We start from the raw sequence: 14,075 nt of genomic DNA, 5'->3' as shown, positions 1-14,075 counted from the left end.
CGTTACATCCCTGCCTGCTGTTCGACTTCCAACATTCATGCAGTCTTCCAATGGCTCACACGGTGGAAATATGATTTGGATTAAAGAGACCCATTGGCTCATCCATCCCAATTATTTTCAATTGATCCATGAATCGTGGTCGCACTCCTGTGGACACAAACCGTCCTTGTGTGCGATGGGCCGAATCAAGACCAGTTTGTTCAAATCTGAAAATTTCCTGCATGGTCACGGTTTCACCTTCCATCCCAGTAATCTCCTGGAGACTGGTCACCCGCCGCGTACCATCTGAAAATCTTGTCATTTGAACCACGACATCCAACGCCGAGCTGATATATTGCCGAAGGGCTTTCGTCGAGATATTCAACCCGGCTAAGGACACTAACGTTTCCACACGGGCCAAGGCATCTCGTGGCGAATTCGCATGAATCGTAGTCAATGACCCATCATGACCTGTGTTCATCGCCTGCAACATGTCCAGGGTTTCATTCCCTCTGACTTCACCAAGCACGATCCGATCTGGTCTCATGCGCAAACAATTTTTCACTAATTCACGCTGGGTGACTTCTCCCTTTCCTTCAATATTTCCTGGCCGAGTCTCCAATCGAACCACGTGTTTTTGTCGTAACTGAAGTTCCGCCGAGTCCTCGATCGTGACGATGCGTTCCTCTGCGGGAATATAGCCCGATAGCACATTCAACAACGTCGTCTTTCCCGAACCCGTGCCCCCTGAGACCAGAATATTCAGTCGAGCCTTCACCGCTCCTTCCAACACATGGACCATTTCTGGAGTTAGGGCTCGATGCGCAATCAGGTCTTCCACTTGCAACTTGTCTTTCATGAATCGCCGAATGGACAGACAGGCACCATCCAACGCCAAGGGCGGGATAATGGCGTTGATACGTGACCCATCTGCCAACCGGGCATCGACCATCGGGGAGGACTCATCGATACGTCGCCCTACCGCCGACACAATCCGTTCGATAATTTTTCGTAGATGCGCTTCGCTTCGAAACTGGACGTCGCTCAATTCCAACCTTCCCCGCCGCTCCACATACACCTGGTGAGCCCCATTCACCAAAATGTCATTGACCGTGGGGTCATGGAGAAGCGGCTCCAATGGACCTAGACCCATGACTTCGTGGTGAATATCCACGATGAGTTGCTCTCGCTCTTTACGATTCAACGGAATTCGTTCGCGGTCGAGAATCCTCTCGACCACCTGACTCACTTCAAATTTGGCCAATGTGGCATCCATTCGAGAAATGACTGACAGATCCAATGTTTCCACGACTTGTCGATGGAGCCGGGTTTTGAGATTCCCTAATGCCACACCGAGAGGAGGCAGTCCTTCATCGTGGCCATTGTGGTCTGAAAGGAGTGAAAACATAGTCAAGACGCCTTCGCTAAATTCAATTTGGCCCGTCCAAATTGAAGAAGTTTTTGGAAATGTCCGTAAGACGGGCCTTGCGCCGGTAGATTCGAAATAGCTCGGCCAGCTATTCGGCTTGCTAATTCAGCATAGCTTTTGGCGATCGGTGTCTTTGGAAACAAAGAAACGCAGGGAGTCCCCTGATTAATCGAATGACGAGAAGGCATGCTATTTTCTGGAATACGCCAATCTATGCCATGCCCAAGGACGGACTCTGTCTCTTCAATCAGGTCCTCTTCCTCATTGCAGTACCGACTCATCACCAATTCCACGGCCCCTTCAATTCCTTGGCGTACAAATTCTTGGAGAAGTCCTTGAGTGCGATGAACCACGGGAACTTGAAGTGTAGAAACGAGCAGGATGAGATTTGACAAGGACAAGGCTTCTCGAGCTGGAGCATCCAGCGTATGACCGATATCCACGATCACGTAATCAAACAACAGCGCAAGCAATTCCATGGTGTGTTTGACTCCAACAGGATTAAGCTGGCCACTGCGAAGATTGTTGTACCCGGAGGGAAGCACTTGAATTCCTGATGAATGATCCAAGAGGAATTTCCGCACCAATGCATCATCCAAGCGAAGAAGGTCACTATTAATATCTTGAAAGCTGTAGGATGGTGTAAGATCTAAGTAGGCTGGAAGGTTACCGTTCTGCTGGTCCACTTCGACCAACACTACGGATTTTCCTGTTTCGCGAGCTTTTAAAGACACCGCTAGATTGACAGCCAAACTTGTGGTGCCAAGCCCTCCACTGCTGCCCATCACACTCACCAATTGCCCAGAACGTTGCAGGTCATGACACGGCGCGGAAGCCCTGGCCTCGCCATATCGTTTCAAGGCCTGACGCACTGCATCACGATCAACTGGTAATGGGAAAAATTCTTTGACTCCAACCCGAAGGGCCTCTAATAACACTGCCGAATCTGGGGACTCTCCAGTTAAAAAATATTCGCTCGCATGTGGGCTCTGGTCCAAAGATTGAATTGTAGCGAGAGCTCGTTGAGGATCGGAATTCACTTCTAAGATCGTCACCTGAGGAGCTACTTGTTCTGACAATTTTAAAATTCGAAAGTCCGTGCATTCCTTGATCACGGACTCAAAGGCTGCCCTGGCTACAGTATTGCTCACCGCCAAGTCAACGAAGATGGATGAAGATTGAAGATTCGCCCGTTCGTCTTCCAAGACCGATGCCAATGCTGGAGAAAATCGTTTCATTTGATGATGACCATCTCTTGTGCAGGGGGTAGAATTTTTTCCTTTTCCAATAAAGTGGGATTCCCGAGGACAAACCCGCGGGTTCGTCGCACTTACAATTGTTCACAAGGGACTTTTCCTGCGCAGGAACGAAAAGGAAATACTCCCTAACGGTAGTTAACTGGGAACAACCATTTTGGACAATACGTCATTTAGCTGAGGCTATCTGGCAGTCAACATTTGGTTGAAGGTTGTGGAGGGATGTTCCACGCAGGCGTAGAGGCGTTGTAATTAGAAGACTTAAATCTTTTATAGGACAAAATATTTAAAGGTGGAAAACTGCCTGCACTTTCTACGAAGGAAGACAGCAGATAAAGTCCAAGGAAAACAACACGGGGAATGCAACATTATATTTGGGGCAATCTCTGGAGAAAAGGAGTCAGCGTTTTTGCAAAAGGTTTTTGACTGGATTAGAGAAAACACATTCTTTGGCAAGAATAAAAGTCAGAAGGAAAACAGTCCATAGAGAACCGCTCGATAGGTAAAATTGATATTCCAAAGTGACAAGACGTCAAGGAATCTGTTACCCACGATCTCCCAACAATAAAATACCCCTCTCAAGAGGTATGTCAGAAAATTGATCGTACTGGAGTTTATCTTTTATGCAGTGCAAAACGGGTTATTTTACTGTGCGTTTTTCACCGTACGTCTCCGAAACTTCATATCAGTCATCTCACGAATGTCGGAAAGTTTTACGTTTCCACCTCGATCTCCAACAGTGTGAATTCATTACAGTTTTCACAAAGACATGTTGGATTCACTCAGGCCTCGTAAAAAGATTTTACGATCCCTTGTGTCAGAAAAACCTTCAGCGTTACGACTTCCCTCTCTGATGACCTAGATATAATCAATAAAAACAACGGGTTTCGTACCTTACATCCACCGATTTCCCTCTCCTCCCGTTTTGGCCCGCAAGTTGCCATATACCTTCATCAGAACGGCAACCACGAGAGATTCACGCAATCATCTGGGAATCCCCAGGGAGAGGAAGGATTTATCATGGATATCATGGAGTCAAATGGATCATCAATTGAAACAGATGCTCTCGTCGCCCTTGAAGAAAAAGGATTGACTCGGCGCGAGGTAGAAGTACTTGAATGGGTCGCTCGTGGAAAAACCAACAACGAAATTGGTCTCATCCTTTCAATTAGTCCACGAACTGCGTCAAAACACTTAGAGCATATTTATACAAAACTCGGAGTCGAATCACGGACTGCCGCCGTCGTACAGTTTCTGGAAATGATTCAGCACAGTCGAGAAGTAAGAACGGCAAGAGTAAATCACCACTTGTCCAACCCTATCTCCCATCATTCCTAATATCCCCGTTTGCCAGTCAATACCAAAAGACTGGTCCTGTATCCAAAATCTATTCACCACGAATAGATTTTGGGTTCCCACCTTTTTATCTCACTTACAATACCCAGCTCGAATCTCACACAGTTAATTTCCTTTGGCATTGTACACATCCCCTTCTTTCATGTTTCCCAATCTTTCGATGCGGTAGAACACGTATTTTGATATTGCTGCGAATCTGTCATTAATTTGTCATATTATGTCGCCATTGTAAGGAGGTGTTACTGTGCTACAAATCATGACAAAAAAAATTTCACTTTGGTGGAAATTTAAACAATTGGACCGAACCTACCAGCCACTGTTGGAAAAAGCCGTCGCTTTCGAAAATCGTGACGCGCTTTTAAAACTTGAGGAACAGTACTGGTATCAAACAGCCTGCTTACTGGAGGAACGACGAGAACTGCGGAAGGCTCAAATGGCAGGCACTGCGGTAATGAACCGTCGCACACAGCCAAGCAACGGGAATTCTGTATTCTCCGGCCCGGAACGTCGTGGGCAGTTTGGATCTGAACGAGAGATCACGTATCAACAACAAACTGGAGCGTGGAAACTCATTGCCCTTGTGTTATCGGGCGTGGCCATGGTCAGTTTTCTGTTTTGGCTCTTTGCGGTAAATGAAGGCACGAGATTGATACCTTTCACCTTGGCGTTTTGATACATTGACGATTTCACAAGAGTTTCTAGCCAGCTAAGAAGGCCAAACACATTCCTACTAGTCCCTTGAAGATAAAGGCTCATGAAGACCAACTTGGACTGGCAGGGGCAACAAAGCGAAACCTGCTATCGAAGAACAAAATGCGCTCGCCGATTCTTCTGCCAACACCGCTCGTGTTGCTCTGAGCACACCGGACGTTCTTTCCCATAACTCACAATACGAATCCGTGATTGTGGAATTCCTAAGTCTCTCAAATATGTCTGTACCGCCTGGGCCCGCCTGACTCCCAACACCAAATTATATTCCACCGACCCTCGTTCATCACAATGTCCTTCAATGAGAATATTCAAATGTTGGAAATGCGTTTGCAGAAGCCTAGCATTGGTCTGGAGAACAATCTTGGCCGAACTCAAGATCGTCGCCTGATCAAAATCAAAATAGACATCCTGAAGAGTTTTGGGTTGAATAGGTTCGGAGGGAGGAGCCACAGTAGATTCTAAAGATTCTGGAGTGTGAGGAGTTGCCAATGGGAGGTCTTTAGGAGGACTCAAAGGCTTGACAGGCGCCGTTTCCATGGCCTCTGGTAACTGCTCTGGAGAAGCCGCCTCAATGAGCTCTTGTTGTATAGTTTCTGATGGAGTGACGGATTCGGCTAATGTAGGAAGATCCTTAGGTTCATCAACCACATTTTCGAGAACAGGTTCTTCTTTCACAACCGGAGGGATAATCCTCGTTGCAGGAATGTCTTCGTCAGTTATGCTTCTGACTTGTCCTGTTGTTTCACAGCCGGTCAAGAGGCCAAACAAGAAGAGCAGCGGCAAACACCAGTTCCCCACAACGATACCTCTCCCACCATTTTGCACACCTGAGTGGCACACGCCGTTTTCTGGAAATTCTCTTTGCATGTATCCCAATCCCCTTCGTTCCAAGAACCTCGCCTTTTCACCACAATCAGCCAAGAGCTCACTCTGGTCAAAAGACTACCATAAAAACCCCACTTCCAGAAAATGTAAAGTGCCAGTCTTTTTTTGAATCGACTACTTCTTTCTGAAACTAGTCTGGGAAATTCCGAGAAACGCTATGTTGTGGATAGGAAAATAAGAAACCGAAAACTCATAAGGACATGTCCAGAGAAAATCTAATGAAATTCTGAAATATACCATTCTGGCTGGCATGTATCACTTTCGCATTCCAACTCAATCACGGTCACATCGGAGCACATCGCAGATGCTTCTTGGGATTGAACGGTAAACGCGCCTGCCAAAGAACGCTTATGAAAAAGATGTACTAAAATCTCACCACCTCCATAATTCACCACGGTGACACACACATTTTTGGCGTCATCGCTTCGAAAAGCCGACCATGATCGATGAGGTGGGGGAGCACCGTGTCGTTCTCCAACAATCTGCCCATCAGCAAGAGAGGGTGGCACTCGGCTATGCACACCAGATGGAAACATTCCCATCAACATATTCAGTACCAGTAGGACTCCAAAAACGTGCCATTGATTCAGGCACCACCTTTTTTTCCTTGTCAGCAACGACATGCTCCCTTCATCAGACACTTAAGATACTTCCTTCCATATCCTTTAATACACAATGGCTCTCCTGACGGAGATTGTGTTCTACCGTAAACGTTGTGAAGGAAAAAAGTAAATTCCTCGAAGGAGGGGGCAACCCAAGGAAAGAGTCTAACAGAAAAATAAATACGCTTGGGAAAAGGAGAAAGAGAGCCTAGGTACCGAAATGACGTATAGGATCCAAAACAATGGTTCGGGCATCACGACAATTCCCAGGGCCTTGCCATCCTCCAGGAGAAGGATCGCAATTGTGGCAGACACCCAATCCAGAGCTAGCGTAATAAAAAGGCATATTGAGAAGTTTTCGGTCGTTGTTGTCGTCGTTTCATCCACACCATGGAAAAGGCCGTGGCACTCCACACACTCAACCCAACCATGAGTGATTGAGGATGATTGGAAGAATCTTGGACCAGAGTCATCATGTTATGCATAATGAGATCAGCTACTGCAGCCCCACCAGCGGCGTAGATGGTGATGAGGGATCCTACAATCATTCCTAGGAAAAGTTTCATCATGGCATCCTCCTTGGCTTAAAGTATCAGTCACTTATTCCCTGTCACCAGTATGCTTCTACAAAGATCATGCCATGAGCATGCTCCTATCCAACTTCCCGATAACAAAGACAAAAAAGAATCCAGGGGCTCCCCAGGTTTAGCCTTTTTCTTCTTCCTGTAAAAATTCAAGACAGTGGTCCCCTGATAAAATCGTGACATCCCATCAATTTACTCAACAACAGGAACAAAGACACAGGAAGGAGGACAGAGGAGTACCGGAAAATTTTCCGACGGGTAAATTCTGAACAACAATAAATAGAAATGTGGATCAACTGGCGGGATCAGCACCTAGAAAGAACGAGGGCATGAAATGAAGAAACATCCAAATGCTGAGGGCGTTCTTACTATATTTAAGTCACATCACATTTTATTTTCCTTCTGCAGCTTGGGCAAGTTCATGATCCAGAACTCCCCGAACCTTCTCAAACTCTGATTGAAGACCAACAATGCCAATTGTCGAGACATCACACGATGGTTGGCGACACATCTCTTCTATTTCTCTGGCCGCATGTGCCAACCGTTTCGCCCCAACATTTCCGGAGATACCCTTCAAACCATGAGCCGCTTCTCGCAGGGCATCCAGATTTCCATCCCCCACGGCTTTTTTAACGTTTTCAATACAGATCCCGGCATCCCGCACAAATTGGTGAACCATTCGGCCAAGAAATTTCGGGTACCCAACTCCGGTCATGTCTTGCCATTCGGCTAAGACCGCGGCATCAAGAGAGGAATCACCACTTGATTGAGTTTTACCCTCTTGATTTTCTTTATAGGGTGGTCGGATGTAGTTCGTTTGATCATCCATCAGGGTCCTCTCTTTCTCTTTTTTCAAAAGCCACCGCTGCAAAACCATTTTCAATTCTTCGATCTTGATAGGTTTGGACAGATAATCATCCATCCCTACTGCGAGGCACTTGTCTTGATCTCCATCCATGGCATTCGCTGTCAGGGCAATGATGGGAATGTGGGTCGTATCTCGTCGTTCGTTTTGCGTATCTTGTGGATGGGAAGGTAGGTCACCTACCTCTTTATTTTTCCCTTCACGTTTCACACTTAACGCTTCCCGTCTTCGAATATGCTGTGTCGCTTCATAACCATCCATTTCCGGCATCTGGCAATCCATGAACACCAGGTCGTAGGTTTTATGTTCCAACACCTCCACGGCTTCTAGGCCATTGCCCACAACGTCCACCCGATGGCCCAATCGTTCGAGCATCAGCACGGCAAGCTGCTGATTGACCGTGTGGTCATCTGCCACCAAGATTCGAGCACTCTCCAGGGATTCCATTTCGCGAAGGGTATGCTGTGTAATCAATACCGATGGAGACTCTTTGGAATTGAAGTCGGCCCTGCCTAACACCATTTCGATACATTGACGCAATTGGGCCTTCCGAATTGGTTTGTTTAAATAGGCCTCGAATCCGACTTCCCTCGCCGAAGCTCCATCTCCTCGACGTCCCAGGGACGTCAGCAATATCAATTTCACACTCGCCGTCATGGGATCGGCTTTGAGGGTTTGGGCTAACGTCAGACCATTCATCTCGGGCATTTCCATATCTAAAATCGCCACATCATAGGAATCCCCTCGCAACGCCGCTCCCTGCATAACGCGTAACGCTTCTCCAGGAGTAGCGACGTTCACGCTTTCCATACCCCAGTCCTCGCAATATTGAGCAAGTAAAACTCGATTGGTCGGGTGATCATCGACTCCACAGACACGAATCCCTGATAAATCCTTAAGCGCACGAGACAAGCTCTGATGTTCTTTCGATTGTTTAGTAAAGCGGGCCGTGAACCAAAACAGACTCCCCTCTCCGGGCGTACTTTCTACGCCAATCTCCCCCCCCATGCGCTCGACTAATTGCTTGCATATGGCCAACCCCAATCCAGTGCCACCAAATTTCCTCGTCGTGGAACTGTCGGCTTGACTAAAGGCTTGAAATAGACGGCTCTGGGCTTCCGACGAAATTCCCACACCCGTATCGGCAATTTGAATGCGCACCAGCACATCCTGGTCGTTATCTTCCAGGCATAACACTTGGATGGTTACATCGCCGGCTTCCGTAAATTTGATGGCATTGCCAATCAAATTGAGTAACACCTGGCGAAGTCTTCCAGGATCGCCCTGAACCGCCGTGGGCACATCCGCAAAGACCAACGCCACCAACTCGAGTTTCTTTTTGGAAGCCTTCTCTGCAATGAGTTCTAACGTTTCTTCCACCGCCACACGGAGATCGAAATCAATACATTCAAAATCCATTTTGCCAGCTTCAATTTTGGAGAAGTCTAAAATGTCATTGATGACAGCCAAAAGGCCTTCGCCTGATTGGCGAACCGTCTCGGCAAACCGCCGTTGTTCTACGGTGAGCTCAGTTTCCAACAACAGCCCCGTCATGCCAATGACGCCATTCATGGGGGTCCGAATCTCATGACTCATGGTCGCAAGAAATTCGGATTTGAGCCTGGCTAACTCCAAAGCCCGATCTCGCGCCTCGACCAATTCTTTGTTTTGCTCTTCGAGTCGTTCGGCAGCTTCGGTTAACAAGGCCCATGTATTGATTCGGTCTGAAATGTCTCGCACCATGGCAATGACACATTGACGGCCATCCACCACCATTTTTGAAGCAGAAATCTCCGTGGGAATTTTCTCGCCAGACTTGGTGGTGAATTTCAGTTTATCCGTCCAGCCCCGACCTTCGACTTTGATATCTCGAAGGAAAGCTCGAAAGCTTTCCAGTTCATTGGCAAAAATCGTGGAAGGTCGCTGTTCCGAAAGATCAACCTCTGAATACCCCAATATATCTGCGGCTTTGACATTGGCTTCCACGATTTGGTCTGCCAATAAATCAAACACAAAAATGCCATCGTTGGAATTGACAAAAATATTGCGGAACCGCTCCTCTCCTTTTTTTCGCTCGATCACACGACCAAGTTGGGTGCCAATCGCAACCATGACTTCCAACAATCGACTGTTGGGTTTCTCTGCTCGTTCTGAAAAAAATTCCAATACTGCCATAACCGTATTCCCTACAATAATGGGAAAGGCAAAGGCTCCCTTAACTCCGATGCCCTTGGCCATGATGGCTCGAGGAAAATTCGAATCCTGAGTCACGTCAGCAATCCAGGTCGCTTGAAAGGTCGACAACACACGACCTGGTAATCCCACGCCCGGAAGAAACTGTGTCTGTTCGGTCACCTCCCGAAAGGTCTCAAAGGTGTCCCGATGATCAAAATGCCAGATCGTGGTGGGGATTAATATGTCTGACAAATCATCCGGTCGCAGATACACATGCCCCACCGGCCATTGCGTAAAGTTGCATACTAAATCAAGGGTGGTCTGCAGAGATTCCTCTACCGATTTCGCTTCATTCGCGGCCACCGCAACCCCTTGCAACAATTCCACATATCCGGTTTCGATTCGTAACAATTCCAGCGCAGATTCTCGCTTTCTCGTTTCATCATTGACGCTGATTAAGACCCGATTATATTCGGTGGCGATTTGTCCAACCTCAGTATGGGGCTCAATCGTCACGGGTTCGGAAAAATCCCCCCTCTGACGTTGGGCTTCCATTTCGCTCACCAAATCGTGCAAGGCCGTGGTTGCTCCATGCTCGATCATATTTAATCCGATACGTTCTTCCTCAGCCGTCACTCGAAACGGCAGGATACGATTGGCACACCACAGCAACCCCCCGCCAAGCCCAAATGACCAAACAAAGCAACTCCCAACACCAATCAATTGAATGCCAAATTGTTCCCATCGCCCTAGTCCAGTTCCCCAGGCTTGGGGATCGCCAAATATGGCGACCGCTATAGTGCCCCACACCCCAGCACAGGCGTGGGCTGGAACCGCACCAATCACATCATCAATCTTCCGACGCTCCATCCATTGGTGAGCCACAACACAAATCGCCCCAGCGATCGCGCCTATGGCAAGGGATGAAAGCGGACCCATGAAATTGGCAGACGCGGTAATCCCCACAAGACCCGCAATGACCCCGTTCAACACAAAGGGAACCACTGGTCTCCCCAATAAATGCCAACTGGCTCCCAACGCGGCCAAGCCGCCTGACACACCAGCCAATATCGTATTGAGAAATATCAAGGGGACTTCCCCGGTCATCCGCAAAGCACTTCCGCCATTGAATCCAAACCATCCAAACCACAATAAAAACATTCCAAGGGTCGCCAAGGGAAGGTTATGGCCATGAATAGGAATGGAGTGTTCATCAAACCGTCCAAGCCGTGGACCAATCAGAAGGACCGCGGCCAGCGCCACCCATCCACCAGTGGAATGCACTACTGTAGACCCTGCAAAATCGATGAACCCAATTTGTTGTAACCATCCGACGTTGGGCCCCGTTGCCCAAGCCCAATGACCAAAAATGGGATAAATCAGGGTGGCAATTATGAAAACGACGACGAGATATCCAGAAAACCGCATTCGTTCGGCGATCGCTCCAGACACAATCGTGGTTGCCGTGCCGCAGAAAACGAGTTGAAAAATAAAAAAAGCGGTCAACCAGTGGTTCGTGACATCCTGAAATACAAAGCCATCGGTGCCAACCACACCCGCCCAACTCGCTCCAAACATCAGCCCAAATCCCACACCCCAAAACATGATCGAGGCGATACAAAAATCCACCACGTTTTTGATGGCCACATTGATGCTGTTTTTGGCACGGACCAACCCGCTTTCCAGACAGACAAATCCTGCCTGCATTAACAGGACGAAAGCCGTGCAAATCAACAGCCAGGTTGCATCGTTTGGCAAAACCTCTTCCATCAATGAAACTCTCACTCCTACATGACAACGGTAGGGCAATTACACCCTCAATGACTTTTGACTATATAGTCCAAGTCGTATCTCTTTTTTCGGACAACTTTGAAGGGAAATGAAGAAAAAGTGAGAGGAAGCAAAAAGAAGATGCAGAATGGAAGTGAAACGCCGAAGACGCCCAGTTCAGGGAGCTTAGGGGGATGTGCAAATTCAAACGTCCGATAGGGTCTGCCCGAATCGACAGGCACGGAACTAAGACACACAGGACTTTCCGAGAATACCCATCCTACTGCTGGTAATTATACTTATTATTATATTGGGGAGAATTTCCCAAAAAGGAGAAATTTGTAAAGGAGAGGCTTTCCATGAAAAACTAGAAAGCCCAGTATTGGCGCGCCCGACAGGAGTCGAACCTGTAACCTCTTGATCCGTAGTCAAGTGCTCTATCCATTGAGCTACGGGCGCCAAAGATTTAAAACGGAAATAGGAAGGGAACCCACGGTTTCGTGAAAACTAATCGCGGTCGTTATACCGGTCTTCGCGTGGAATCGTCAACTGAGAGGCGTCTTTTGCGAGGTCCCTTAGAATTCCCCTACCTTTGCCTGGAAAAACGACAGTGCCGTCATCCAAAACCCCCTTTTTTTACCAGAATACCATTCAACGTGTCCCAACGGACTTCATTTTTAAGTGCCCTACAGAGGGTTTTAGCCAGAGCGCCATTCGACCGATACACACTTATTCATTTAATCATGAATTGACAGGGAGGTGGGTATATGGCGGTATCGGTAAGAAACCTTGAGGATGCGGTGGTATTAGATCTATCTGGCCGTTTTGACGCGACAGCGAAGCAAGACGTTCAGCGCGCCATCGATCAAGCGATTGATACCGGCACTCTTCACCTTATCCTCAATTTGGCAGGAGTCCCCATTGTCGACAGCGCGGGACTTGGGCTTCTCGCGGTCAACCATCATAAGTTTAAGGAAAAAGGCGGCCGGTTGAGTTTGATTAATCCTCAACCCGAAGTTCGTCTTATCCTGGATATGGTGGCGATTCCAAAACTTATCCCCAGTTACAACTCCATTGAAGAAGCTCTGGCCCCTTCAATCGCTTAATGCCCTAGGACATAAGACTCCATTTTCCCTCAGGTTAATTCATTTTCAGTGGTGATTTTCGCTTTTTGCCCTCCACCGAGAGACCTCATTACCTCAAATCTCCACCTTTCGCAAACAGTTCCTGCGCCAGTTCTTTTCCTCAGGGAAAAACGAAAGACGTTATAACCCTTGGCACCAAAGTGCAAAAATTTTTGGTTTCCTGCTGATTAAGGAAAAACGGCCTATGATGATTGAGGATGGTGGACGTGCTGAAAAGTCCTGGGGTGCAAATTTAGTACAGGGAAAGTAAGGGATTAGGATACCCCGGCGGGTTGTGGAGCTTCGGCTGAAAGATTGCGAAGCGTCTCTTTCGCTTTTTCCAAAATTTCGGCTATTTCTTGAGGATTGCCTAAATCAATTTGGAAAATGCCGGACATTTCCAAAAACCCATTAGCAATGCTGTCGAGACAAGTTTCTAACTCTTGATACTCCATGCCAAGCATGGCTTGGGCTGCGAGAGCCGCCTGCTGCGTGGCTTGTTCAGTTTCGGGATCGCACCAAATATCTGCTAATCTTCCTGAAAATGCGACGGTCTTTACAACCGGTAAAAATTCTTCGGGGATATCCATTTGCAAAGGATCATGACTACACCGCACTGCTGCTTGTAACAACTCGGGCAATTGCCAGTTTTCTGCCAACCATGCGCCAACCTCGCTATGATCCGCTCCTAATTTTTCCCTTTCTAATTCCTGCAAGCGAATGTGATTCCTCTCCGCCTGAGTGATGATCGAACCATATAAATCGGTATGCGTTTCGCTCAGCACCAACACCCCAATGTCCTGTAGAAGCGCGGCAAGGAAAATTTCTTCGCAATCTATGATTTTAGCCCAGGTTCCAATCACCCGGCCTGCCACACTAGAGAGCAGGGAACGTCGCCAATATTGATTATGATCAAACCCCGAGGCCCCATGTCGACGAAGGTCCCGATATAACGAAAAACAAAAGGCTAGGGTCGCAATGGAATTCATACCTAACAGAGTTATCGCCTGCGTTACCGTGGTGACTTTATGGCGTGAGCCTCCGTAAAAACTGGAATTGGCCACATTTAAGACTTTAGCGACAAAAGTAGGATCATTGCTGATTAAATCACCCATTTTTTTGATATCCGCATCTTCACTGCGGCACATCTGCAATACTTGCAACGGTAAGGCCGGAATCGCCGGAAGGGTTTTGCAATTTTTGATTCGTTGAATAAGTTCTGGTGTCATCCCGTCCTCACCCTTTCTGTCGCTTGCGCTTGGATTATTTGGTATTGGGGAACCCAGCATTGGTACTTGCCTAGAACCCTAACCGCTATGATTCTTCTTAAATTGTCGGC

10 protein-coding genes and 1 tRNA gene are annotated in these 14,075 nt (G+C 47.6%); 3 read left to right on the top strand and 8 right to left on the bottom strand.

The window, feature by feature from the left end:
- Positions 1–55: 55 nt before the first annotated feature.
- Positions 56–1,387, bottom strand: a complete 1,332-nt coding sequence (locus PPG34_RS13930; RefSeq protein ID WP_313834018.1) for a TadA family conjugal transfer-associated ATPase — start codon at positions 1,385–1,387, stop codon at positions 56–58.
- A 2-nt stretch (positions 1,388–1,389) separates the two neighbouring features.
- Entirely contained in the window at positions 1,390–2,646 is a 1,257-nt protein-coding gene (locus tag PPG34_RS13925) for a CpaE/TadZ family protein (protein ID WP_313834017.1), read from the bottom strand.
- Positions 2,647–3,684: 1,038 nt separating this feature from the next.
- On the opposite strand from PPG34_RS13925, the gene PPG34_RS13920 reads away from it, so the two are divergent.
- Both PPG34_RS13920 and PPG34_RS13915 read left to right on the top strand, forming a co-directional pair.
- Positions 3,685–4,002, top strand: a complete 318-nt coding sequence (locus PPG34_RS13920) for a response regulator transcription factor (protein ID WP_313834016.1) — start codon at positions 3,685–3,687, stop codon at positions 4,000–4,002.
- 262 nt (positions 4,003–4,264) lie between these two features.
- On the top strand, positions 4,265–4,693 hold the full coding sequence (locus tag PPG34_RS13915) for a hypothetical protein (RefSeq protein ID WP_313834015.1): 429 nt from the start codon (positions 4,265–4,267) through the stop codon (positions 4,691–4,693).
- Positions 4,694–4,818: 125 nt separating this feature from the next.
- Here PPG34_RS13915 and pal read toward each other — a convergent pair whose 3' ends face one another.
- The 5 genes from pal to PPG34_RS13890 form a co-directional block, all read right to left on the bottom strand.
- Positions 4,819–5,598: a peptidoglycan-associated lipoprotein Pal gene (gene pal / locus PPG34_RS13910; protein WP_313834014.1), complete on the bottom strand. Its 780-nt coding sequence runs from the start codon at positions 5,596–5,598 to the stop codon at positions 4,819–4,821.
- Between the two features lie 233 nt (positions 5,599–5,831).
- Complete coding sequence (locus PPG34_RS13905; protein WP_313834013.1) at positions 5,832–6,158, bottom strand: hypothetical protein; 327 nt, start codon at positions 6,156–6,158, stop codon at positions 5,832–5,834.
- Positions 6,159–6,544: 386 nt separating this feature from the next.
- Positions 6,545–6,787, bottom strand: a complete 243-nt coding sequence (locus PPG34_RS13900; RefSeq protein ID WP_313834012.1) for a hypothetical protein — start codon at positions 6,785–6,787, stop codon at positions 6,545–6,547.
- A gap of 406 nt (positions 6,788–7,193) precedes the next feature.
- Positions 7,194–11,612 carry an ammonium transporter gene (gene amt, locus PPG34_RS13895; RefSeq protein ID WP_313834011.1) on the bottom strand — a complete coding sequence of 1,473 codons (4,419 nt, stop codon included), beginning with the start codon at positions 11,610–11,612 and terminating at the stop codon, positions 7,194–7,196.
- Between the two features lie 383 nt (positions 11,613–11,995).
- Positions 11,996–12,071, bottom strand: a tRNA-Arg gene (locus tag PPG34_RS13890).
- 308 nt (positions 12,072–12,379) lie between these two features.
- Between PPG34_RS13890 and PPG34_RS13885 the strand changes: the two genes are divergently transcribed.
- Entirely contained in the window at positions 12,380–12,718 is a 339-nt protein-coding gene (locus PPG34_RS13885; protein WP_313834010.1) for an STAS domain-containing protein, read from the top strand.
- A 293-nt stretch (positions 12,719–13,011) separates the two neighbouring features.
- Here PPG34_RS13885 and PPG34_RS13880 read toward each other — a convergent pair whose 3' ends face one another.
- Entirely contained in the window at positions 13,012–13,965 is a 954-nt protein-coding gene (locus PPG34_RS13880; protein WP_313834009.1) for an HDOD domain-containing protein, read from the bottom strand.
- Positions 13,966–14,075: the final 110 nt, after the last annotated feature.

It is taken from the genome of Candidatus Nitronereus thalassa, assembly GCF_032191465.1.
In the GTDB taxonomy this organism is placed as follows: Bacteria; Nitrospirota; Nitrospiria; order Nitrospirales; family UBA8639; genus Nitronereus; species Nitronereus thalassa.
This window is presented reverse-complemented; position numbering and strand designations above follow the sequence as displayed.